The sequence below is a fragment of the Chitinophaga sp. Cy-1792 genome, from assembly GCF_011752935.1.
Lineage (GTDB): Bacteria > Bacteroidota > Bacteroidia > Chitinophagales > Chitinophagaceae > Chitinophaga.
Genome location: NZ_VWWO01000001.1, coordinates 1,974,355 through 1,998,251 on the forward strand (window position 1 = coordinate 1,974,355; position 23,897 = coordinate 1,998,251).

16 protein-coding genes are annotated in these 23,897 nt (G+C 46.1%); 10 read left to right on the plus strand and 6 right to left on the minus strand.

What is annotated here, in order from left to right:
* Positions 1-219: 219 nt before the first annotated feature.
* The 6 genes from F3J22_RS08105 (at position 220) to F3J22_RS08130 (ending at position 10,931) form a co-directional block, all read left to right on the plus strand.
* Complete coding sequence (locus tag F3J22_RS08105; protein ID WP_167016011.1) at positions 220-3,348, plus strand: SusC/RagA family TonB-linked outer membrane protein; 3,129 nt, start codon at positions 220-222, stop codon at positions 3,346-3,348.
* Positions 3,349-3,380: 32 nt separating this feature from the next.
* Complete coding sequence (locus tag F3J22_RS08110) at positions 3,381-4,898, plus strand: SusD/RagB family nutrient-binding outer membrane lipoprotein (RefSeq protein ID WP_167016013.1); 1,518 nt, start codon at positions 3,381-3,383, stop codon at positions 4,896-4,898.
* Between the two features lie 86 nt (positions 4,899-4,984).
* On the plus strand, positions 4,985-6,814 hold the full coding sequence (locus tag F3J22_RS08115) for a sodium:solute symporter family protein (RefSeq protein WP_167016015.1): 1,830 nt from the start codon (positions 4,985-4,987) through the stop codon (positions 6,812-6,814).
* A 3-nt stretch (positions 6,815-6,817) separates the two neighbouring features.
* Positions 6,818-8,002, plus strand: coding sequence for a glycosidase (locus tag F3J22_RS08120; RefSeq protein ID WP_304487944.1), 1,185 nt, complete (start codon positions 6,818-6,820; stop codon positions 8,000-8,002).
* Between the two features lie 102 nt (positions 8,003-8,104).
* Complete coding sequence (locus F3J22_RS08125) at positions 8,105-10,060, plus strand: tetratricopeptide repeat protein (protein ID WP_167016017.1); 1,956 nt, start codon at positions 8,105-8,107, stop codon at positions 10,058-10,060.
* Between the two features lie 106 nt (positions 10,061-10,166).
* Positions 10,167-10,931, plus strand: coding sequence for a LytTR family DNA-binding domain-containing protein (locus F3J22_RS08130; protein WP_167016019.1), 765 nt, complete (start codon positions 10,167-10,169; stop codon positions 10,929-10,931).
* Between the two features lie 271 nt (positions 10,932-11,202).
* Here the strand turns inward: F3J22_RS08130 and F3J22_RS08135 are convergent, their stop codons facing one another.
* Both F3J22_RS08135 and F3J22_RS08140 read right to left on the minus strand, forming a co-directional pair.
* Positions 11,203-12,420: a 4-hydroxy-3-methylbut-2-enyl diphosphate reductase gene (locus tag F3J22_RS08135; protein ID WP_167016021.1), complete on the minus strand. Its 1,218-nt coding sequence runs from the start codon at positions 12,418-12,420 to the stop codon at positions 11,203-11,205.
* 181 nt (positions 12,421-12,601) lie between these two features.
* The gene (locus F3J22_RS08140; protein WP_167016023.1) at positions 12,602-13,477 is read right to left on the minus strand and encodes a rhomboid family intramembrane serine protease; all 876 of its coding nucleotides are present in this window, start codon (positions 13,475-13,477) and stop codon (positions 12,602-12,604) included.
* Between the two features lie 597 nt (positions 13,478-14,074).
* On the opposite strand from F3J22_RS08140, the gene rpsA reads away from it, so the two are divergent.
* Complete coding sequence (gene rpsA, locus F3J22_RS08145) at positions 14,075-15,958, plus strand: 30S ribosomal protein S1 (RefSeq protein WP_167016024.1); 1,884 nt, start codon at positions 14,075-14,077, stop codon at positions 15,956-15,958.
* Positions 15,959-16,076: 118 nt separating this feature from the next.
* Here the strand turns inward: rpsA and F3J22_RS08150 are convergent, their stop codons facing one another.
* Both F3J22_RS08150 and hxpB read right to left on the minus strand, forming a co-directional pair.
* Entirely contained in the window at positions 16,077-16,841 is a 765-nt protein-coding gene (locus F3J22_RS08150; protein ID WP_167016026.1) for a cyclase family protein, read from the minus strand.
* A 91-nt stretch (positions 16,842-16,932) separates the two neighbouring features.
* Positions 16,933-17,598: a hexitol phosphatase HxpB gene (gene hxpB / locus F3J22_RS08155; protein ID WP_167016028.1), complete on the minus strand. Its 666-nt coding sequence runs from the start codon at positions 17,596-17,598 to the stop codon at positions 16,933-16,935.
* 546 nt (positions 17,599-18,144) lie between these two features.
* Here hxpB and F3J22_RS08160 point away from each other — a divergent pair.
* From F3J22_RS08160 to F3J22_RS08170, 3 genes are read left to right on the plus strand one after another with little or no spacing between them, the layout of a single operon-like run.
* A complete protein-coding gene (locus F3J22_RS08160) occupies positions 18,145-20,256 on the plus strand; it encodes a nitrite reductase (protein ID WP_167016030.1) in 2,112 nt (703 codons plus the stop codon).
* A 53-nt stretch (positions 20,257-20,309) separates the two neighbouring features.
* Positions 20,310-21,086, plus strand: coding sequence for a uroporphyrinogen-III C-methyltransferase (gene cobA / locus F3J22_RS08165; protein WP_167016032.1), 777 nt, complete (start codon positions 20,310-20,312; stop codon positions 21,084-21,086).
* Positions 21,086-21,682: a bifunctional precorrin-2 dehydrogenase/sirohydrochlorin ferrochelatase gene (locus tag F3J22_RS08170; RefSeq protein ID WP_167016033.1), complete on the plus strand. Its 597-nt coding sequence runs from the start codon at positions 21,086-21,088 to the stop codon at positions 21,680-21,682. Before cobA ends, F3J22_RS08170 begins: the two co-directional genes overlap by 1 nt.
* 174 nt (positions 21,683-21,856) lie before the next feature.
* Here the strand turns inward: F3J22_RS08170 and F3J22_RS08175 are convergent, their stop codons facing one another.
* Together F3J22_RS08175 and F3J22_RS08180 are read right to left on the minus strand one after the other, a co-directional pair.
* Positions 21,857-22,207: a DUF488 domain-containing protein gene (locus tag F3J22_RS08175; RefSeq protein ID WP_167016034.1), complete on the minus strand. Its 351-nt coding sequence runs from the start codon at positions 22,205-22,207 to the stop codon at positions 21,857-21,859.
* A 38-nt stretch (positions 22,208-22,245) separates the two neighbouring features.
* On the minus strand, positions 22,246-23,838 hold the full coding sequence (locus F3J22_RS08180; RefSeq protein ID WP_167016035.1) for a hypothetical protein: 1,593 nt from the start codon (positions 23,836-23,838) through the stop codon (positions 22,246-22,248).
* Between the last annotated feature and the right edge of the window lie 59 nt (positions 23,839-23,897).

Consider the following 23,897-nt stretch of genomic DNA (forward strand, 5'->3'; position numbering starts at 1 on the left):
CGGTATACAAATTAGGTAAAAATTGTCATGTTGATATTGTAAAAGATGGGATAAAAAAGTATCAGTATTGAGTTGTTTAATGAGATACTTTTGGAAACATGTTCCAATGCAGTAACCAGCAACGTTATGAATCAACCGAAATTCGCTGGGGCAGGAAAAACTAAACATAATTGCATTATTAAAACAGTGACAATTCTTAATTCCATTAAACATTGCTCTATGCACTTACAGCACAGTATCCCTTCAGTTTTACAAAAAAAAATGCGGTACCTGGGCCTTCTTCTAGCCCTGTTGCTGGCATTTAACGGCGCCGTCAGGGCGCAGCAGCTGCCATTGAGCGGCACAGTAACCAATGAAAAAAATGAGCCACTTCCTGGTGTATCCGTATCCGTAAAAGGCGCTGTCAACGGCGTACTCACCGGAGTAGACGGTAAATACAAAATCAGCGCTAACGGTAAGGCTATTCTTGTATTTTCTATGATTGGTTTTGACTCCAAACAGGTGCCGGTAGGTTCCCAGACCACCGTGGACGTACAGCTCCACGAATCCCTGACACAGCTCAGCGATGTGGTGGTAACAGCCATGGGTATCAAAAAAGAAAATAAAGTACTCGGTTATGCTATCACACAGGTAAAAGGTGAATCATTTACCAAGGCCCGCGAAACAAACGTAATGTGGGGCCTCCAGGGTAAAGTAGCCGGTGTAAACGTAACCAAGCCAGTTACCGGTGCTTCCGGATCCAGCCGCGTGGTAATGCGTGGTGGCGACTTCGGTGGCAGCCAGCCCCTCTATGTGATCGATGGTATTCCAATGGTATCAGGAAATATGGGTAGCATCGACAATATGTACGGCGGCTCCGATGCCGGCGATGGTGTAAGCAGCATCAATCCGGACGATATCGAGTCTATGAACGTATTGAAAGGTAACACCGCCGCAGCTTTATACGGTGCAAGAGCTTCCAATGGTGTAATCGTTATCACCACTAAAAAAGGCCTGGCGCATAAAGGTATCGGTGTAGAAGTAAACAGCACTTACAGCATAGAAAGTGCAATAGACCATACAGATAAAGACTATCAATATCAATATGGTATCGGTATCGGTGGCCTGAAACCTACTACACAGGCAGAAGCCCTCGCTGCTGGCCGCTCCAGCTGGGGTGCTAAACTCGATGGTTCCAGCGTTATCCAGGGTGATGGTGTTTCAAGACCTTACAGCGCCGCTAAAAACAACGTGAAACATTTCTATAAAGATGGTAATACCTTTACCAACTCCGTAGCTTTACTCGGTGGTACTGAAAACCTCAACTTCCGCTTCGGCTTCGCTGATATGGATAATAAGGATATCATGCCTAATTCAGGTGTACACAGAGATAACTTCACACTCAATGTTAATGCACGCCTCGGTAAAAAACTGACCGCTACCCTCAATGCACAATACATTAAGGAAAAAGCGAGAAACAGACCAATGCTCAACGACTATACCTCCAACGCAGCCGTTGCCGCATGGTTAATGCCTACCAACTATGATATCCGCGACTGGAGCAACCCACGCAGAGCAGATCGTAGCGAAAACCTCTGGACTACCAACAACTATTGGGCAAACCCTTATTTCGTTGCCTACCAGACACCTTCCGGCAATAAAGATGACAGATTCATCGGTTCTGCCGATCTCAAATATGATTTCGATGATCACCTCTATGCCAGAGTACTTACCGGTACCGACTTCGCTTATCGCAACAGTATGAGCGTATGGCCTGACGGCGTAGGCTTCTATCCAAATGGAAGCATGAGCAGCTCCATTGCTTATCGCAACGAGTTCAACGCAATGGGAATGATAGGTTACAACAACATCTTCTCCAAAAACTGGTCACTGAATACTTTCGTAGGTGGCAACGTGATGAAGAAAAAGTATTCCAGTACTTCAGCGAGCGGCGATAAATTCATCGTTCCTGGATTCTATGCGATCGGCAACACGACGACTCAATCTGGCGGTAGCTCCCGCAGCGAATCACAGATCAACTCTGTGTTCGGTTCTGCTGAATTAGGATTCCATAACTATCTCTACTTAACGGTTACCGGCAGAAACGATTGGTTCTCTACCCTTGATCCTGCTAATAACAATATCTTCTATCCTTCTGTGGGCGCCAGCTTCGTGCTCTCCGATGCGGTGAAATTACCTGAGTGGATCAGCTTTGCAAAAGTACGCGGCTCCTGGGCACAAACTGGTAGTGATGCGGATATCAGCGCTTATCAGCTGAACATGACTTACAATATTAATGGCTCCATCTTTGGCGTTCCATTAGGTGCTATTGGTTCTTCCACTGTACCAAACTCAAAACTGCACCCTCAGCTGACAACTACCTATGAAGGCGGTCTGGAAGCACGTTTCCTGAATGGCCGACTGGGTATGGATCTCGCGGTATATAGCCGTCAGATTACGGATGCAATCCTGTACTCACCGATCTCCAGCAGCTCTGGTTTCTCTGGTACTTACATGAACGCAGCAAGTATGGGTAATACCGGTATTGAACTGTTATTAACTGGTACGCCTGTACGAACTAAAGATTTCCAATGGCAGGTTAGCTACAACCTGGGCTACAACAAAAGCAAAGTAAAAGAACTCATCAACGGTGCGCAGACAATGCAGCTCGCACAGAACCGCTCCGGCCTCTGGGGCGACGGTGGTGTGCCTTCCTATATCTTTGCTCAGGTGGGCAAACCTTTCGGCCTGCTCGAAGGAACTACCTACACCCGCGATGCACAAGGCCGTATTGTATTTGATGATAAAGGCCTGCCTGTTGTAGGTGCTGTTAAAAACCTGGGTAACGGTATCGCACCTACTACAATGGGTATCTCTAATACGCTTACCTACAAACAGTGGTCAATCGACTTCCTGATCGATGGTAAATTCGGTGGTAAAATGTTCTCCGGAACCAACAACCTGGCATGGTACCAGGGGCTGGCTAAAGAAACCCTCGATGGCCGTGAAGGCGGTATCATCGGTAAAGGTGTAACTGCTGATGGTAAAGAAAATACCGTAAAAGTATCTGCTGAAGACTACTATAAATTCGTTGCCAACAACATCACTGAACAGTTTATCTATGATGCATCATATATTAAACTGCGTCAGATTGTACTGGGCTACAGCCTGCCACAACGCTGGATCAAAGGCTCTGCTTTCCAGTCTGTTTCCCTCTCTTTTGTAGCGCGTAACCTCCTCACCATCTACTCTAAAGTACCAGTGGTTGATCCTGAATCTGCCTATACAACCGGTACCGGACAAGGTTTTGAAATGTTAGGTATGCCTGCTACACGCAGCTTCGGATTTAACCTGGGTGTTAAATTCTAATTATTAGTCATCATCAGCAAAAGAGAAAAATTATGAAAAGAAAATATCTGGCCTATATAGGAGCTTCGCTGGTTTTAATGACTGCAAGCTGTACCAAAGACCTGACAGATCTTAATACCAACCCGAACAGCACCACTGCTGTTCCTCCTTCCACCATGCTTAGTAATGTGGAACTGGCCACGGCCACATTGGGCAGAGGTACGGAGCGCCGTACCAACCTGGCCTTTACCATGATGGCGATGCAACAATTGTCATCTACCGAAACAATTGATGGTGGTGAAGGGGATAAGTACCTGAAAAATGATAACGCAGGTAATCTCTTTGATGATACCTACAGCCTGATCGTTAATAATATCGAACAACTGCAACAGGCAGTAAAAAATGATCCTAAACAGATCAACCTGTTGTCTGCCTCCCGTATCTGGCGCGTGCTGGTATTCCAGCGCCTCACGGATGCCTACGGCGATGTACCTTATTTCGATGCAGGTAAAGGTTACTCCGAAGGTAAATTCACCCCAACTTATGATAAGCAGTCGCTGATCTATGCCGATATGCTGAAAGAGTTGTCGGAAGCAGCTACTGCATTCGACGCCAGCAAAAATGGCCTCGGTTCTGCTGATATCGTTTATAGCGGTGATCTTACCAAATGGAAAAAACTGGCTTACTCTCTCATGCTGAAACTCTCGCTGCGTATGGAAAAACAGGATGCAGCCGGTGCTAAATCATGGGCAGCTAAGGCGGTAGCCGGCGGTGTAATGACAGATAACGCGGATATGTGTGTGATCAAACATTCTGCTGAACGTAATTCAGTGGCTAACCCGATCACTTATACCTTCAACAGCTACGACCTGGCTGCGGAAAAGATCAAGATCAGCAAAACCTTCCTGGATTACCTGGTAAATACCAGCGATCCACGTAGAGGCGTTTTCGTTAGTTTGTATAAAGGTGATACCACCCTGGCTAACCAGAAAGGATTACCTAACGGACTCGATGCTGCTGCATTCAAAACTAAATTTCCTGCTGATAGCCTGAAAGGGTTTTCTACCATCAATACCGGTCTTATCCTGCAACTGACTGCGCCTACTTTCCTGTTGAGCAATGCAGAAGTACAACTGATGATGGCTGAGGCTGTCAACAAAGGCTGGACAGGTGGTAATGCAGCTGATTACTATACCCAGGCGGTGACAGGTTCCATGAAACAACAGGCGCTCTATGGCGCAGGTGGTGTCATCACGGACGCACAAATCCAGGCTTACCTGACTGCTAATCCATTCCCGGCAGCGGCTGCTGACCAGCTGAAAGCGATCGGTTACCAGTATTGGGTGGCTACCTTCTTGAATGGCTGGGAATCCTTTGCCAACTGGCGCCGTACAGGCTATCCTGCACTTACACCGGTAAACTATGCAGGCAATGTAACTAACGGAAATATCCCAAGAAGACTGACCTATACACTGTCAGAAGTAGTGAACAACCCGGCAGGCTACCAGGCCGCCATTACCAACCAGGGTAAAGATGAATATATGACCAGGGTATGGTGGGATAAACAATAAATAATATTTTACAGAATACTACTGGTGAGGATGTCTGAAAGGTATCCTCACCAGATTCCTGTAAAAAAAATAAACGACCAAAACACATGTTGCAGCTGATTGACTGGGTAATCATCGGGATATACCTGGGTATTATTGTATTGATAGGATTATTGTTAAGACGTAAAGCAAAGCAGAATAAAACCGCGTACATGCTTGGGGGTAAATCATTGCCCTGGTATATGCTTGGCCTCTCTAATGCCGCCGATATGTTCGATATCTCCGGGACTATGTGGCTGGTTACGCTCACCTTCGTTTATGGTATGAAAAGTATCTGGATACCTTGGCTGTGGCCTATCTTCAATCAGGTGTTCATGATGGTATTCGTTTCTGCCTGGTTAAGAAAATCCAATGTTTCTACCGGGGCTGAATGGATTAATACAAGATTTGGTAAAGGCCGTGATGCCGCCTGGTCGCATACTATCACGGTCGTTTTTGCACTCATCAGCTGCCTGGGCTTTATGGCTTATGGCTTTGTGGGCCTGGGTAAATTTATGGAAATCTTCATCCCATGGCAAAATATTGCTCCCTATATTCCCTTCACCGTATTGCCTGAATACGTGCCACACCTCTATGGTGTTGCCTTCGCATTGTTTGCTGTTTTCTACAGCATCCTGGGAGGTATGAGTAGTATCGTCTGGGCAGATGCCGTACAATATATTATTCGTACAGTCGCTGCCGTTATCATCGCGGTTATCGCAATGAACGCACTGGCAGTACATGCACTGAATGTTCCTGAAGGATGGTTTAATCCTTTCTTCGGCTGGAAACTGGACCTGGACTGGGGGCGCATCATTCCGGAAGTAAATGAAAAAATTAACAGCGACGGCTATACGATGTTTGGTGCCTTCTTTATGATGATGGTATTCAAAGGACTCCTGGTGAGTCTGGCAGGCCCTGCACCTAACTACGATATGCAAAAGATCTTGTCTACCCGCAGTCCGCAGGATGCCGCTAAAATGAGTGGGTTTGTATCCATCGTGCTCATGCCGGTAAGGTACCTCATGATCATTGGCTTTGCGGTACTGGGGCTGATTTATTATAAACAGCTGGATTTAAAAACCGGTGACCATATTGATTTTGAAAAAATCCTCCCGGCAGCCATCAGCAGCTTCGCGCCTGTAGGCGTAATGGGCTTGCTGGTAGCGGGTATGCTGGCTTCGTTTATCGGCACCTTCGCCGGTACATTGAATGCGGCACAGGCCTATATTCTCAACGATGTCTATTTAAAATATATAAATCCAAACGCCAGCAATAAAAGAATCAGCAGCGTTAACTATATCTCCGGTATCCTGGTAGTAATTACCAGCATTATCATTGGCGTTTTTGCCAAAGACGTGAATAGCGTACTGCAATGGCTGGTATCCGGATTATGGGGTGGTTACGTGGCTGCCAATGTACTGAAGTGGTACTGGTGGCGCTTTAACGGGTACGGTTTCTTCTGGGGTATGTTATCGGGTATTGCAGCTGCGCTGATCTGCCCGTACATCTTCACCGGACTGAGTCTCTACTACTTCCCGGTAATCCTGGTCATCTCGCTGGCAGGATGCATCATCGGTACTTTATCCACACCTCCTGTTGAAGATAAAACTATCCAGCAGTTCTATTATAACGTACGTCCCTGGGGTTTCTGGAAACCTGTGCTGACACAGCTGCAGGCAGCAGATGCAAGCGTGAAGCCCAATAATAATTTTGGCCGCGATATGTTTAACGTGGCGGTAGGGATTATTGCACAGTTATGCCTGATGGCATTACCGATGTACCTGGTGCTGCAACAGCAGGTGCCAATGTATGTCACCGCTGCCATACTGGTGCTGATGCTGGTGTTGCTCAAGAAATTCTGGTGGGATAGCCTCGAAAAAAATGAAGCGAAATAAATTATGAGAATGCGAGAAAATTTCAGTGAACGATTAACACAACTGCAAACGGAACACGAACAGTTGCTGCAAAGAAACAATGAACCATTGTTGCCCGGAAATGGTGTCTACACCCGTTATCAACAGCCTATACTCACGGCAGCGCATACGCCATTATTCTGGCGCTATGACCTGAACCCGGCTACCAATCCCTTCCTCATGGAACGCTTCGGTATTAACGCAGCCTTCAATGCGGGCGCTATCAAATGGCAGGGCCGCTACCTGCTGATGGTGCGCGTGGAAGGCGCCGACAGAAAATCTTTCTTCGCCCTCGCCGAAAGTAAAGATGGTATCCATGGCTGGCATTTCCATAATAAACCGGTGATCATCCCCGAAACGGATAACCCGGACGTAAATGTCTATGATGTACGCCTGACCGCTCACGAAGATGGATGGGTATACGGCCTGTTCTGTACAGAACGCAAAGACCCGGCGGCAGCTGCCGGCGATATGTCTTCCGCTATCGCGCAATGTGGTATTATCCGTACAAAGGATATGCTCACCTGGGAAAGACTCCCCGATCTGGTAACGGCTTCACCGCAACAACGTAACGTGGTGCTGCACCCGGAGTTTGTAAACGGCCAGTACGCGCTGTATACAAGACCCCAGGACAATTTCATCGAGGCCGGTACCGGCGGTGGTATCGCTGTCGGCTATACGAAAACAATGACCAATGCCGTGGTAACTGCTGAAAACGTTATCGATCCCCGGCATTATCATACTATCAGTGAACTGAAAAACGGACAGGGGCCAGCGCCACTGAAAACAAAGGAAGGCTGGCTACACCTGGCACACGGTGTACGCAACACCGCTGCCGGATTCCGTTATGTCCTGTATATGTTTATGACTGATCTGGAAGATATCTCCCGGGTTATCTATAAACCTGCTGGCTACTTCATGGGGCCGGAAGGGCCGGAGAGAGTAGGGGATGTTTCCAATGTCCTGTTCTCTAACGGTTGGGTAGCCGACGACGATGGTACGGTGTATATCTATTATGCCTCTTCTGATACGCGTATGCACGTGGCAGTATCTTCCCTGGAACAACTGACGGACTATGTGAAAAATACCGCCCCTGATGCGTACAGGTCTGCTGCCAGTGTACAACAGCTGATCTCCATCATCGACGCCAATGAACCTTTTTTTAGATAGCGTGGAATTAACACTACTTTGGTAGCCCCTTTGATGGCCCTCTCTGCTCACCGCAGGGAGGGTTTTGTTTTTATGTGGCGGATATTATATCTTGCCCCGATAATGTCATCCAGATCAGTATGTAGGCTTTTGCTCCTGTTTATCTTCCAGGTAGTATCCCCCTTGGTGTGGGCACAGGATTCTGTTACCACCTATCAGCTGCTGGACTCCGTTTCCCAGCTCAGACCTGATACCGCTACCGTGAGTACCCTGCTGGCCAAAGGCAGACTTACCACCCGCTATTTCGACAGCCGTAAACAGGACAACATCTTCTTCCTGGAAGCCATCAGTTTGAGCCAGAAGCTGAAATATCCACGCGGATTATCCATGGCCTATAATGAACTGGGCACCGGCAAAAGAAACAGGTCTCAGTACATCCTGGCGGAAGACTACCACGAACGTGCGGTGAAATACGCCGAAGAAGCAAAGGATACCCTCCTGATGGCACAATCACTCAATAATACCGGGGTGGATTGCCGCCGCCTGGACAAGCTCCAGAAAGCCTTTGATCTCCATCTTAAAGCCCTCCACCTCGCCGAACAGATAGGCAACGTGAAAAATATCTGCGTCGCCACCAACAGCATCGGGAATATCCAGCTGTCTGAAGGCAAATACGAAGAGTCCATACAACGTTTTAAACGCGCCCTGAAACTGGAAGAAGAAAGCAATAACCCACTGGGCATGGCTATCAATTACGGTAACATGGGGTATGCCTATCAGGGGCTCGGGAAACTGGATGAAGCCATTGGACTCTATAAAAACTCATTGGCAATCAATGAAAAAATTAAAAACCCTACCGGAATAGTTATCTGCTATAACGCCCTTGGCTCCGCCTACCAGGAAAAAAAGGATTACACAGCCGCTATGGACTACCTGCGCCTGGCCCTGAAAGTCAATGACCAGGTAGACGATAAAGTGCATATCGCCGAAAGCTACATGCATATCGGGAAGCTCTACAGCGTACAGAATAAACATGACGATGCCCGTAAATTCTTTCAGCAGGCCATAGACCTGAGTGTATACTGGGGCTTTAAATCCATCCTGATGGATACCTATAAAGCCATGGCCGCAGATTACAAGAATAGTGGCGATTTCCAGAAATCACTGGAAGCTACCGATAAATCCCTCCTGTATAAGGATAGTATCCTGGATGAGAAGTCCACCATGGCCCTTAACCAGATGCAGACCATCTATGATGTAGACCTGAAAGATAACCAGATACGCACCCTGGAACACGATAAAATGGTCAGCGAACTCCGCACGAAACGTAATGTGGTATTCATTTTTGCGCTGGTGGCATTTCTGCTGATGGTGACCGTAGGAGGTTTTTTCTATATCCGCCATCGTAACCTGGAAGAAAATAAACAGACCTTACAGCTGGAATTACGCTCCCTCCGCTCGCAGATGAACCCGCATTTTATCTTTAATTCATTAAGTTCCATCCACCGTTATATCTGGAGCAACAACCAGGAAGAGGCTTCCGACTACCTGACGAAGTTCTCAAAACTGATGCGGCTGATCCTGGACAATACACAGCATACCTTTATCTCTTTAAATAAAGAACTGGAATCGCTTCGTTTATACCTTAACCTTGAATCATTGAGATGTAATGGTATATTTGAGTATAATATTCATGTGGCAGATGATATAAATGATGATGAAGTGTTGATCCCACCCATGATATTACAGCCCTACGTGGAAAATGCCATCTGGCATGGATTGGTGCATAAAACGACCGAACAGGGCAAACTGGATATATTCATCAAGCTGAGTGGCCGCTCACTGGTATGTACCATTTCTGATAATGGTATCGGTAGAAAGAAAGCGATGGAAATAAAGGCCCGTAAAGGAAAAGTCCATAATTCGGTAGGGATGAAAGTTACCGAAGGACGTATAGACCTGATCCGTAAAATCAATAATAAAGATGCAAGCGTGTCAGTAACTGACCTGGAAAATGAAACAGGTGAAGCGGCAGGCACCACGGTAACAATCGTTTTGCCGGCAGAATTTATTTTCTGATGTTAGCTATAGATGGCTGTTAATTGACCTGCCTATCCCTTGAATCAGCCCATTTTCTATTGAATTGTGACCGCTACTCCGGTAGCTGTCAGTTAAATCTGTATAAATGAACGAGATAAAAGCCATTATCGTTGATGATGAGCAACATTGCGTTGATGCCCTGCATACAATGCTGTTAAAAAAATGCCCCGGAGTAAATGTAGTAGGTTGTGTAAATAGCGTGAAAGAGGCCAAAATACTGATCGATGAGTTGCAGCCGGACCTGGTGTTCCTGGATGTGGAAATGCCACATCAAAACGGTTTTGAACTGCTTCGCCTGTTCGAGAAAATTACCTTCGACGTGATCTTTACAACGGCCTATGAACAATATGCACTGAAGGCAATCAAATTCAATGCGCTCGATTACCTGCTGAAACCTTTCTCCGTACAGGAACTCCAGGAGTCCCTCGACAAATTCAGGGAAAAGCAACAGAACAGAACCAAAGAAGTAAGCACCTCGCCGCTGGAAGTATTCCTGCAAAACATGAAAACTTTGCAGCAAACGCACCGCAAGATCGCATTGCCCACCATCAATGGCCTGGTGTTTATGCCTGTGCAAAACATCGTCCGCTGCGAATCTACCGGCAACTATACCAAAATCTTCTTCACAGATAAAAAGAACCTCATGGTATCCCGCCCCCTGAAAGAATTTGAAGAGTTGCTCACCGACGTCGATTTCTTCAGGGTCCATAACTCTCACCTGATCAATCTGCAGCAAATGCAGTCATATATCCAGGGAGAAGGCGGCTTCGCTCTCATGAGCGATGGCACTCAAGTCGAAGTTTCCAGAAGAAGAAAAGCTGAGTTTCTGAAAAAAGCAATGCAGTTTTAGACTTATCAGCCTCCTAATCAGTGAAAAACAATCTCTCCGATTTTGGACGTTTTTATACCACTTATGTCAAATTAGCTACCGGATAATAAATGTGAGTTGTAAGCCAGTATCCGATCTGCTAGTTTTGTGTTACGATTTCAATATAACTATTATATAAAGATTTTATACTCTGCATTACCAGCGTGATTAGCCCCAAAGAAAAAAGACACCCAGGATGGTGTCTTTTTTGTTTATAGTAATGTTAGTAAGATGTATACAGATTATTTATATTTTATATAGATAATTCATCTGCCTTATATTCCATCCCATAGAAAGATAATAACCTGCGGATAACTCCTTCTACCAGTGCATCCGGACATGAAGCGCCACTTGTCAGCAAAATGGTAACGGTTTCCTGCTCAGGAAGGAAGCTGAAAGAATGCAACTCCTGCTTGTGATGGAAGTCGTAATGCTTAATGGAAGACCTGGACTCCATCTTTCCCGGTTCTGATATAAAGAAGGTAGGCAGCTTTTCTTCGCAAAGCTCTACCAGGTGTGAGGTATTGGAACTATTGTATCCGCCCACTACCACTGCCAGATCGGCTGCTTCTTCAAGCATACCGGTAACGGCGCTCTGGTTGTCGTTGGTGGCATAGCAAAGCGTATCGCGGGTATCAGCAAACCTTTCGCCGGTATTGGCTTCTGTAAGCTCGTACTTTTCAATCATCACCTGTTTGATATAATCGGCAATGGCCTGCGTTTCGGTAGCCAGCATGGTAGTCTGGTTCACCACACCCACGCGCTGAAGATCTTTCGTTACATCAAACCCCGTTGAATACTGCCCCTTGAATGCCGCCGCAAAAGCTTCTGCCGGTTGCTGGCCGGTAATAAATTCCGCCAGTAAACGCGCTTCTGCCATATCCTTCACCACCACTGTTGCAGTGGCAGCCTGGCTATGACTGAAAGTTGCCCGCGTCTCTTCATGCTTAGGCTTTCCGTGAACGATAACAGTATAATTCTTCTGGCCTATCTGCTCAGCCTTATTCCATACCCGCTCCACAAAAGGGCAGGTGGTATTATATTTCAAGGGTTCTATACCCAGACTCTCCAAATGTTTTTCAATCTCCAGTGTGGTACCAAATGCCGGTACGATCACGATATCATCGTTTTTCAGCTCCTCCCACGGAACGAGCTGCTTACCGCTGGTATCCATCAGGAATTGCACGCCCTTGTCCAGCAGGTCATTATTGACATGCGGGTTATGGATCATTTCACTCAGCAGGAAAATACGTTTGCCAGGGTTATCCTCCACGGTTCTGAAAGCGATCTCGATGGCGTTCTCCACGCCATAGCAGAAGCCAAAGTGGCGGGCCAGTTTGATTTTCAGCGGACCAAAATCCAATAGGGTAGGCGTGAAATCCTTCTTCATGCGGTCTTCCTGCTTACGCTTGTTCTTAATGGCGCTGATCAGTGGACTGCGATATATAACCGGAACATTAAATGTTTTCATATACTAATAAAACCGATGAATGGCACAAAGGTAAGCAAATAAGGGTGTAAGCCTCTGGCAAAGTTAATAACAGGAGGTAGCCTGCTGCACGCAGCGTAAAACAAAACACCTGATCTCTACAGCGTAAAGATCAGGTGCGAACCAGCTACTGGTAATAAATTCAGGGTATATATCAGGATGATTAATTCTCTTTACTTACCTTCTCCAGCCATGCTTTCTCCTCCGCACTCAGGCTCTGGTAGCCTTTCTCGTTGATTTTATCCAGCAATTGGTCCAGGCGCGACTGGGTATTTTCATCTGCTTTTTTCACAATTTTCAGGGGAGATTTTTTGGGTTTGAATTTTTTAACCACCGGTTTGGCTGCCCTGCGTTCGCGGGTGTTAAACAGCCAGATGAGGGGCTGTGCCAGGTCGGTGCCGTTTTGCAGCAGTTTAATATAGGCAAACCCGAAGGATGCACCGCCCAGGTGGGCAATGACACCGCCAAAATTACCGTCAAACATAGTAATGATGCCTATTATTACCAGTGCCATTGCCAGCCATTTAAGCCGTATGGAACCAATAAACATCAGCCCGATTTCATAGTCAGGTACCTGTGTGGCGGCTGCCACCAGGATACACATCACGGAGGCAGATGCGCCGAGCATCAGGCCATCTGAATGCTGAAAAAGAATATAATAACTCAGCAGATATGCCAGTCCGCCGGCAATACCGCCCATTAAGTATACCGGTAAAACGCGCTGGTTGCCGAGCATCTCCCGGAAAATATTGCCGAACCAGAAGAGGTTCAGCATATTAAACAGAATATGCAACACGCCTACATGCGAAAACATATAGGTAAACAATCCCCAGGGCTTGGTGATGAAAACAGTGATCGATGAGTGCAGGGCAAACTGGTCGTAAGTCCACGCAAAAATTCCGCTATGCGTAATTGTATCTATCAGCCGCACGATATTGAATGCGAGGAAGATAACAATGTTCCAGAAAAGCAGATGGTTAACTGTATTTCCTTGTCTAAGCCAATACCTAATATCCTGTTGAAAAGAGGTCCCGTTCATATGTACAAATTAATATAAAATCCGGGAATTTGATTGCAGCTCGTTTAAAAAATACTGCCGGAAAATTGTTAAAAATACCGGCAGTCTGTTATCATCATATTAACAATATATATCTCTGATGGTTCTGCAAAAAGCAGGCTATTTTTAAGAAAAGCCAGCTTTTTCGTATAGGGATGATAGGGTGATTTATAATCGTTGAAATCTTAGTATTCTTTTTTTCTGGCAGATAATTACAAAGGCAGGTGCTTCCCTGCCTGCGTGGAACCATCGCGGCAGGAAGTTTGTTTTAACTATAGACCGTCTATTCTCTGAAGGAGCTGATATTAGTCACCGGATTGTAAGTCAGATATAATAATATATATACATGCAACGATAGGCTGAAACGATGCACTGCTATTGGATTGCAGGGGCTTGAATATCGCTGTGGTATGGGCTGGCAGCCTGGATGACAGGAGGTATATAGTTAATATAAAGCGAAAGTATACAGCAACAAGTGGAAAAAGGGAAAAAAGCAGGGTAGAACGGGTAATTTTCCGTATTTTTGCACTCCCAATTAAAAAGGGGGTCCGGGTATTCCGGATCAAAACAAAAATTTTTATGAGCGAAAACAACATTCCTAACGAACAAAACGCTGAACAACAGGCTACTCCGGTAGAAACAGCGGTAAAAAATGCTCCTGTTGCTACTGCTCACGACGATTTCGATTGGAGCGTAGACAAACGTAACGTTTCTTCTTACAGCAAAGAAGAAAAAGCAAAGTATGATGCTACTTACGATGGTACCTTCAAAGTATTTGAAGAAAACAGTCTGCTGACTGGTACTGTAGTAGGTCTGACTAACACAGATGTAGTTATCAACATCGGTTTCAAATCCGATGGTTTGATCTCTCTGAACGAATTCCGTGACTTACCAGGTCTGAAAATCGGTGACGATGTTGAAGTACTGGTAGTTGAGAAAGAAGACCGCGATGGTAACCTGCACCTGAGCCGTAAACAAGCTCGCCAGAAACGTGCATGGGAAAAAATCGTGGAAGTTTACAAAACAGGCGAAGTGGTTACCGGTACTGTTACCAGCAAAACCAAAGGCGGCTTGATCGTAGACGTTTACGGTATGGAAACATTCCTGCCAGGTTCTCAGATCGATGTGAAACCAGTAACTGATTACGATCAGTTCGTTGGTAAAACTATGGAGTTCAAAGTGGTTAAGGTTAACGAAACCATCCGTAACGCCGTTGTTTCTCACAAAGCGCTTATCGAAAGCGATATCGAACAACAAAGAGTGGATATCATCAGCAAACTGGAGAAAGGCCAGGTGCTGGAAGGTACCATCAAAAATATCACCGATTTTGGTGCGTTCATCGACCTGGGTGGTCTGGACGGTCTGCTGTATATCACCGATATCAGCTGGGGTCGTATCTCTCACCCATCCGAAGTTCTCCAGATGGATCAGAAAATCAACGTTGTTGTGCTTGACTTCGATGACGAAAAACGTCGCATAAGCCTGGGCTACAAACAACTGACTCCTCATCCATGGGATACTTTACCAGCTACTATCACCGAAGGTGCTAAAGTAAAAGGTAAAGTAGTAAACATCGAAGATTACGGTGCATTCCTGGAAATCATGCCAGGTGTTGAAGGTCTGGTTCACGTATCTGAAATCTCATGGGCTTCTACCCCAATCAACGCTAAAGAATTCTTCAAATTAGGCGAAGAATACGAAGCAGTTGTGGTAACCCTGAGCAAAGAAGAGCGTAAAATGTCTCTGTCTATCAAACAACTGACAGAAGATCCTTGGGCTACTATCGAAACTAAATTCCCAGTTGAAAGCCGTCACAAAGGTATCGTGAAAAACATCACTCCTTATGGCGTATTCGTTGAACTGGAAACAGGTATCGGTGGTATGATCCACATCTCTGACCTGTCTTGGATCAAACGTTTCAACCACCCATCTGAATACACTAAAGTTGGTAACGAAATCGACGTAGTTATTCTGGGTATTGATAAAGAAAACCGCAAGCTGAGCCTCGGTCACAAACAGATCGAAGAAGATCCTTGGAACACTTTCGAAACTATCTTCCCGATCAACTCCGTACACGAAGGTACAGTTGTGAAGAAAGATGAGAAAGGTGCTACCGTTCAGCTGCAGTACGGCCTGGAAGCTTACGCTCCAGCTCGTCACCTGAGAACTGAAGATGATAAACCAATCAACGTTGAAGACGTGAAAGAATTCATGATCATCGAATTCGATCGCTCTGAAAAACGCATCCTGGTTTCTCATACCCGCGTTTGGGAAAAAGCTCAGGCTGAAGAGAAACAAGCTGTCGTTAAAGAAAAACGTGAAGAAGCTGACAAAACTCGTAAAGCTGTGAAAAACATCCAGGGTAAAGTAGAAAAAGCTACTTTAGGTGATCTGGGTGCACTCGCTGAACTGCGCGAAAAACTGAAACAGTCTGAAGGTGGTGAAGAGAAATCTGCACAATAATAAGATCGTTTCTTAGCATAATTGAAAAAGCCCGTCTCTACTTGTAGAGACGGGCTTTTTCGTTTGCTTGTTATTTTCGGGTTGAGCGCCCGGCATAGCCGGGCTTTCGGGTAAAAATCTACTCAAATATCGCCACTACTCTCGCCGGCGCGGCACTCGCTCCTTTGATCTTCAACGGAAACACACTCACCTTAAAGCCGGAAGGCGGTAAGGCGCCGAGGTTTACCAGCTGCTCCATGTGGCAGTATTCCTTCTGCTGTCCCACGAGGTGTGCCTGCCAGAAATAGTCCTTTTTCCCCTGTTTTCTGGCATTTTCGGCCATATATTTCAATGGCAAATCAAACCCCCACTGGTCAATGCCCATCACTTTCACGCCCTGATCTATCAGCCAGTGGGTTGCTTCGGCACTCATGCCGGTACCACGCATCGGGTATTCTTTAGTACCAATATACTGATCCCTGCCGGTACGAATAAGCACAATAGTGCCCGGTTTAATTACTACGCCTGTTTTCGCAATATCTGCCTGAATATCCGCTACGGTAATCTCTTCAAGGTCTTGCTTATGGGTCATATCCAGCACCACGCCATCACCATAACACCATTCCAGCGGAATTTCATCTATGGTTTTGGCGGGTTCGCCATTTACGGTAGGGGAGTAATGCCAGGGCGCATCTATATGTGTGGCTGCGTGTACGCCCATGCCCATAATTTTATCATCTGCCCAGCCCTCAAATCCTTGCGGGAAGAGCTTAGCCGGTAGTCCAATAAAGAAACGGATCAGTCCTTTGCTTTTGCGGTGCGACTTATGCTTGATTTTGATACGCATAAACCAGGGGTCTTGCTTGTTATAAGCAATCGTTTTGGAGAGGTCTACAATTTTCATAAGAGTCATTTTTGTCTGGGGAGTTGTGGCCGCGCCATTGGTGAGGCCACAACCAAAAAGCGCAATGCCGGGGGCACTGCGCTTTTTGGTTTTATTTTAATGCCTGAATGGCTAATAAACTGGCATCATTAAATTCCAGCAGGGAATTCAATTTCAAATTCGCCAGCGCATAACGCGGGTCCTGGCGGTTGTGTGCTTCCGGTACTACTACAGTTGTCATACGGGCAGCTTTGGCTGCCGTCATGCCGGTAATACTGTCTTCAAAGGCGATACATTCCAGTGGCATACTGCCCAGCGCTTTTGCACAGGCCAGGTATACTGCCGGATGCGGTTTGCCATAGTCTTCAAACTCTGCAGATGCTACTGCCTGGAAATAGGGACTGATACCCAGATTGTCTACTACGGCATCAATCAGTCTTTTAGGTGAAGAAGAGGCCAGCCCTATTTTGAATTGTCTTTCTTTAAAGAAATCAAGGATATAATGTAATCCTTCCATAGACCTGCCTTCCGCGATAATCATCCGTATAACGGTAGATATGATCTCATCTGTCACCTGCTCTTCACTTTTTGCTGTCCATTGAAAATGGTGATGCCAGTAGCTGACTACTTCTTTGGTGCGCAGGCCGGTGGTTTTATGCCAGAGGTCCGGTGTGAGCGTTACGCCTACTGTGTTGAATACTTCCTGCATGGCCAGCCCCCAGAGTGGTTCTGAGTCTACCAGCAGCCCATCCATATCAAATATTACCGTGTTGATCATAATGCCTGTTTTGCGCCGCAAAGTTATTAAATTCAAACTTATCCGCTGGATATACCACCATCATCATAATGTTAACCCATAACAATAAGTTATCAGCCATAATATTAAATTATAGGCTTTCCATCCTTTCCGCAGGAGAATTAAAGCGTTAATAAGATGGGAATGGCGGCCGGTAAAGGGTTTGAAGCATACACACGATGCCCATGCCAGAAAAAATCCCGCAGTCAGCCCTTTTTGCCATTGAATTTTATCTAACCAAGGGCCTGTTTTTTTATGAAAAAAAGTTTTGGAATCATGCCCCGGACTTATATCTTTGTATTACTCTACTAAAATTATAGGGAATATGGGTAAAGGACAAAAGATGAGTTTTATCGTGTGTTGTTGTATGTCAATAACCCAGGAGGCGTGTGTATTATGATATAGCCTGATTATCAATCTGATTATACATAAAAAGAGCCTCCGGAGAATCTTACCGGGGGCTTTTTGATTTGATAGCGATCCCCGTAGAACGAAAAACTGCAAATCCACCACAGAAAAGTATTTTATATGCAAAGCTTCAGAACAGAACTCGAAAATCCCATCGTAGAACGTGATATTATTGAGCTGGAGAAAAAAATCCGTTTGTACCGTGAAGGACAGATCCCGGATGAGAAATTCCGCAGCCTCCGCCTGGCACGTGGCGTCTATGGCCAGCGCCAGCCTGGTGTTCAGATGGTGCGTATCAAATTGCCCTATGGTAAAATGACCCTAAAGCAATGGCACCGTATCACCGAAGTTTCCGATGAATACGCTACCGGTAATCTTCACCTGACCACCCGACAAGACGTACAGATCCACTTTGTGAGCCTGGACAGAACACCTGAACTATGGTCTAAACTCGACCTCGACGATATCACCATCCGTGAAGCCTGCGGCAACACGGTACGTAACATCACTGCTTCTGACAAAGCCGGCATCGATCCTAATGAGCCGTTTGATATAACTCCTTATGCAGATGCAGCATTCCGCTACTTCCTGCGTAACCCTATCTGTCAGGATATGGGCCGCAAAATTAAAATCGCCTTCTCTTCTTCCGACAAGGACACTGCCTGGACATTCATGCACGATTTCGGCATGATACCTAAAGTGAAAGAGGTAAACGGCCAGCTGGTACGTGGTTTCAAAGTACTGGTAGGCGGCGGCCTCGGCGCACAGCCTTTCCTGGCTAAAGTGGCATTCGAATTCCTGGAAGAAGATCAGCTGATCCCTTACATCGAAAACGTACTGCGCGTATTTGACCGCTATGGCGAAAGAACCAGCAGACACAAAGCCAGAATGAAATTCCTGGTACAGAAACTGGGATGGGAAGAGTTTGACCGCCTGGTAAAAGAAGAGCACGCAGCGATAAAAAACAAGACTTTCAAAGTTGACTATAACGCCTATCAGCAAACAGTTCCGCCAGTAGTTGGTACTGTTCCGGCCTTTACCATTAAAGACCCCAAACAATTCGAAGCCTGGAAAGCTACCAACGTTTTTGAGCAGAAACAGAAAGGTTACTATGGCGCCTATATCAAAGTGCCATTAGGTGATATCTCTTCTGTAACCAGCCGTAAACTGATTGAAGCACTCCGTCCTGTTGTAGCAGACGATGTGCGTGTAACCGCCAACCAGGGATTATTACTGAAATATATTCTGCCTGTTCATCTTCCTTATGTTTACAGCGTGCTGGAAGCAGAAGGCTTTGGTAACCCGGGCTTCGACAGTATTGCAGATATCACGGCCTGCCCCGGTACAGATACCTGCAACCTGGCTATCTCCAGCAGCACCGGTATTTCCAAGGCACTGGAAGATGTAATTGCGGCTGAATTCCCTGATTTGGTATATAACAAGGATATTAAAATCAAGATCAGCGGTTGTATGAACTCCTGCGGTCAGCATGGTATCGCGAGCATCGGCTTCCATGGCTCTTCCCTGAAGAGTGGTGGTAAAACATTACCTGCCCTGCAGGTACTGCTCGGTGGCGGTATCGTAGGCGACGGCGAAGGTCGTGTAGCCGATAAGGTGATTAAAGTTCCAAGCCGCCGCGGACCAGATGTACTACGTACCCTCCTCCATGACTACGAAATCAATGGCCAGGAACACGAACTGTTCAACCAGTACTACGATCGTCAGGGTGAAAAATATTTCTACGAATTACTGAAACCACTTGCAGACCTCACCACCCTGACAGATGAATCTTTCATCGACTGGGGCCAGGCACAGCAATTTGCTACTGCTATCGGCGTAGGCGAATGTGCCGGCGTAGTGATCGACCTGGTAGCTACTCTGCTCCTGGAAGCAGAAGAAAAACTGGACCTGACAGCAGAATCATTCGCTAATAATCAATACGCGGATGGCATCTACCAGGCTTATTCTTCCTTTGTACAAACTGCAAAAGCACTGCTCCTCGGAGAAGGCGTTGCATGTAATACACAAACCGGTATCATCAACGACTTCGATAAAACTTTCGTAGCTACCGGCCTGTTCAGCTTCGAAAAGGATTTCAGATCACTGGTGTTACAGATCAATGAAAATCAACCTGGTGAAGCGTTTGGTAAAGCATATTTCAAACAGGCGCAGGATTTTTACAATGCGGCACAGACTTTCCGCGTACAGAAAGCAGCAACAGTACAGGCATAATCACTGCTGTGCACGGAAATCAAATTTTATTATCTTTCTAAATCTTACAACTCATGCAGCATATACAACCGAAACTCACCCTCGTTGGCGCCGGACCTGGTGATCCAGAACTGATCACCGTAAAGGGCCTGAAGGCAATTCAAAATGCAAGGGTGATACTCTATGATGCACTCTCTAATAATGAATTGCTGGAACACGCACCTGCCAACTGCCTGTGCAGGTTCGTAGGAAAACGAGCGGGGATGCATGTATATCCGCAGGAAGAAATCAACCGCATGATTGTAAAATATGCACTGGCTTATGGTAGTGTGGTACGACTCAAAGGCGGCGACTCCTTTGTGTTTGGCAGAGGTTCTGAAGAAATCGCCTATGCACAGCAGTTCGGTATCGCTACTGAAGTGATCCCGGGAATAACGAGTGCCATTGCGGTACCAGGTATGAACCAGATACCTGTTACCGCAAGAAATGTAAGCGAAGGATTCTGGGTAATTACAGGCCAGACGAGGTCCGGACAATTATCCCGCGATTTGGAACATGCTATCGCTGCTAACACCACAGTTGTCATTCTCATGGGTATGTCTAAACTGCCGGAAATAGCTGAACTGTACACCGCGGCGGGTAAAGGAGATATTCCTGCAGCCATCATCCAGAACGGTACCATGCCCGACCAGCAGATTGGTGTAGGCAATGCGGCAGAACTGCCGCTGATCGCCGAAAAACATCAGCTGCACAACCCGGCTATTATCGTGATAGGTGAGGTGGTTCGCTTCCACGAAGCGTTCCAGGCACTGCAGACGAAAGTAGCAGAAGGACTTAAAATTGCAGTATAATGGAAGAAAATCATTTGTTTCCCGTATTCTTCAAACTGAACCGACTCCAGGTGCTGGTAGTTGGTGGTGGAAATGTAGGGCTCGAAAAAGTGAATGCAATGGTGCAAAACTCGCCGGCAGCCAATATTACGGTGGTGTCGCTGAGCTTCCTGCCTGAGTTGCAGACACTGGCGAAACAGTTCGGGAATGTAACCCTGATACAAAAAGCCTTTTCCTGCGGCGATCTGCTGGGAAAAGACCTGGTAATAGCTGCTACCAATGATAAGGAGCTGAACCTGTGTGTCTGGGAAAAAGCAAAGGGAAGCAAAGTCCTGATAAATGTGGCAGATACACCTGAGCTCTGCGACTTCTATCTGGGTTCAATTGTACAGAAAGGCAATCTGAAACTGGCTATATCTACCAATGGGAAATCCCCTACGGTAGCCAAAAGATTAAAACAGGTATTGCAGGAAGCCATACCCGATACATTAGATGAAGTACTTAATAAGTTGCATATTATCCGTGATAAGCTGAAAGGCGATTTCGCGGCGAAAGTGAAAAAACTGAACAGTCTGACAGATGTATTGGTAGATCCTGCCACCAAAGAAATAGAATAGAAGCTATCTCAAAAATTGGTTGTGGGCGGCGGCCCACCGCGCGGAGCGCGGAACCAAACCAAATGATACCGAAGGTATCATTTGCGAATCAATTGCAGATGATTATTGATGAAACATTTTGAGACAGCTTCTTTTTTTGTATGGTTTTGGCCTGCGTGAGCAGGCCTTTTTTATTTAATGATGTTTTCTATTTAGTACCTCCGCCAGCACCACTGCCTGGTTATGTTCCTCATCTTTCGCACCATAAACCAGGGTAACACGCTCATGTGCTGCCTTCTTACTTATCTCTTCCAGCAGTGCTTTATGATCCTGCAATTCATGTTCATACTTTTTCCTGAATTCCGGGTATTTCTCTGGTTCATGATTAAACCATTTCCGTAGTTCGTCGGTAGGCGCGATATCTTTCAACCATTCGTCTACGTGGGCTTTATCTTTCGATAAACCCCTTGGCCAGAGGCGGTCTACCAGGATACGGTAACCATCCTCTTTGCTGTATTGCATATAAACACGTTTGATCTGTATCATATTCTAATAACCCGCAAAGTCGCCAAAAGGTTGCCGGATCAGTTGGTAGCCAGTACCGTATTACTGTTGTTGATACTGCCCGGTTTATAGTAGTATTCCACTTTAACGCCTTGTGGCAGCCTGGATTCGAATTCTTTCAGGTGGGTGAGCATACCATCTGCCGTTTCCGGTACGGTGGCGTAAAAGCTCACTATTGGTTCCGCACAGATATAGTTATTGGGTACTTCCCAGGTAGCAATTTTATACCAGTGGGTAGATAAATCCGGTTCAAACCATTTATCATAGATGATCGCCACTTTAGCATTGTGTCTGGTGACGAGGTTCTGGAGGTAGGCAGAATTATATGTTTTGTTCATCTTGGCTTTGGCCACTTCGTTATTACCGAGCCCCCAGAGGTCCAGCATGGTAATATCGCCGAGGAAGCTGATGGCTCCTACGTCGTTGGCGGCCACGGTGCTGCCGTTGTAATATTGCTTCACGAACAGGGCCATCTGGTATTGCTGGTCGTAGATATTGCCGCTGCAACGGATCGCGTGCGGGAAGGAATTTACAGCCCTTGGTACCAGGTTAAACAGGAAGATGCCAAATACAAAGGCATAGGCCCAGGTATGTGTCTGTTTGATTTTGGCAGGTGTGTACCATTTCAGGAAAACGATGGTAAGATGGAAGAAGCCAAGTACAACCAGGTAAGCTTCGTAGCGGTACAGGTAGCCGGCAGCAGCAGTAAAGGAGTGCATGGTGGCGCTGAAAGTAAAGATGATAAAGGCCCAGAACTCGCGGTCATATTCCTTTCTGCGGAATTTATCGGCCAGTACCAGCACCACAATAACGAAGATGCCACTCATGACGCTGGTAAGTTCCAGGAAGGATTTAGTATCATTCAGTAAGCCTATAACCTGTAATTTACCTTTGAGTAATAAGGAGTTAGGGAGAAAATAACCGCCTTTGCTCTGCATATATAACCCAAAGATGATTACCGGTGAGATAGCGATCAGTCCCAACATACCGCCGGCAAAAATTTTACGTTTGAATGCGAGGATCAGGCATACGCCCAACACCGTATAGGCGTTCTCGTAGCGGCAGGCTACCATCAGGAAACCCCACAGGGAAGGGATGATCCAATCGCCCAGACTATATTTATCATCCATCAGCCTTGATACACAACGATGTGTGAATATGAGTGTCAGGGCCATTTGCACGGTATGCTCCATGCCTAATATCGTCATAAACGGCAATGGTGCTATGAACATAGTCAGCAACATACCGAAGGTCTGCCTTTGTGTGCTGAGCCCTGAATATTTAGCCAGTTCGCGCTGCATTTCCCAGAGGAGCAGGATAGAGCCGGCGGCACAGATGACCAGTGGCCACCAGGGCGCCACGCCGAAAATTTTAAAGCAGAGACTTAATAATATCGTGTACAGCAGCGAAGAAGAGGAAGATACCCATTCTGATGGGGAGAGCCCCCATACATGATGTACGGCCACATTTTTGGCTACTGCCATGTGGATAAAAGCGTCGTCGAGGGGATAGCTGATAATACCGTTATTTTTTCTCAAGGCGAGAAATTCCAGTACAGCAACAATTATCAGTAATACTGATAACACAATGGTAAAGGGCAGATATTTTTTCATGAATCACATTATACAATTATCAAAAAAATGTAATCGGTTAAATGCGGTAGAACATCAGG

What these genes read in the sequence shown, in the direction of transcription:
- F3J22_RS08105 (WP_167016011.1), top strand. Translation starts at nt 220, where the DNA reads ATGCACTTACAGCACAGTATCCCTTCAGTTTTACAAAAAAAAATGCGG.
- F3J22_RS08110 (WP_167016013.1), top strand. Translation starts at nt 3,381, where the DNA reads ATGAAAAGAAAATATCTGGCCTATATAGGAGCTTCGCTGGTTTTAATG.
- F3J22_RS08115 (WP_167016015.1), top strand. Translation starts at nt 4,985, where the DNA reads ATGTTGCAGCTGATTGACTGGGTAATCATCGGGATATACCTGGGTATT.
- F3J22_RS08120 (WP_304487944.1), top strand. Translation starts at nt 6,818, where the DNA reads ATGAGAATGCGAGAAAATTTCAGTGAACGATTAACACAACTGCAAACG.
- F3J22_RS08125 (WP_167016017.1), top strand. Translation starts at nt 8,105, where the DNA reads ATGTCATCCAGATCAGTATGTAGGCTTTTGCTCCTGTTTATCTTCCAG.
- F3J22_RS08130 (WP_167016019.1), top strand. Translation starts at nt 10,167, where the DNA reads ATGAACGAGATAAAAGCCATTATCGTTGATGATGAGCAACATTGCGTT.
- F3J22_RS08135 (WP_167016021.1), bottom strand. Translation starts at nt 12,420, where the DNA reads ATGAAAACATTTAATGTTCCGGTTATATATCGCAGTCCACTGATCAGC.
- F3J22_RS08140 (WP_167016023.1), bottom strand. Translation starts at nt 13,477, where the DNA reads ATGAACGGGACCTCTTTTCAACAGGATATTAGGTATTGGCTTAGACAA.
- rpsA (WP_167016024.1), top strand. Translation starts at nt 14,075, where the DNA reads ATGAGCGAAAACAACATTCCTAACGAACAAAACGCTGAACAACAGGCT.
- F3J22_RS08150 (WP_167016026.1), bottom strand. Translation starts at nt 16,841, where the DNA reads ATGAAAATTGTAGACCTCTCCAAAACGATTGCTTATAACAAGCAAGAC.
- hxpB (WP_167016028.1), bottom strand. Translation starts at nt 17,598, where the DNA reads ATGATCAACACGGTAATATTTGATATGGATGGGCTGCTGGTAGACTCA.
- F3J22_RS08160 (WP_167016030.1), top strand. Translation starts at nt 18,145, where the DNA reads ATGCAAAGCTTCAGAACAGAACTCGAAAATCCCATCGTAGAACGTGAT.
- cobA (WP_167016032.1), top strand. Translation starts at nt 20,310, where the DNA reads ATGCAGCATATACAACCGAAACTCACCCTCGTTGGCGCCGGACCTGGT.
- F3J22_RS08170 (WP_167016033.1), top strand. Translation starts at nt 21,086, where the DNA reads ATGGAAGAAAATCATTTGTTTCCCGTATTCTTCAAACTGAACCGACTC.
- F3J22_RS08175 (WP_167016034.1), bottom strand. Translation starts at nt 22,207, where the DNA reads ATGATACAGATCAAACGTGTTTATATGCAATACAGCAAAGAGGATGGT.
- F3J22_RS08180 (WP_167016035.1), bottom strand. Translation starts at nt 23,838, where the DNA reads ATGAAAAAATATCTGCCCTTTACCATTGTGTTATCAGTATTACTGATA.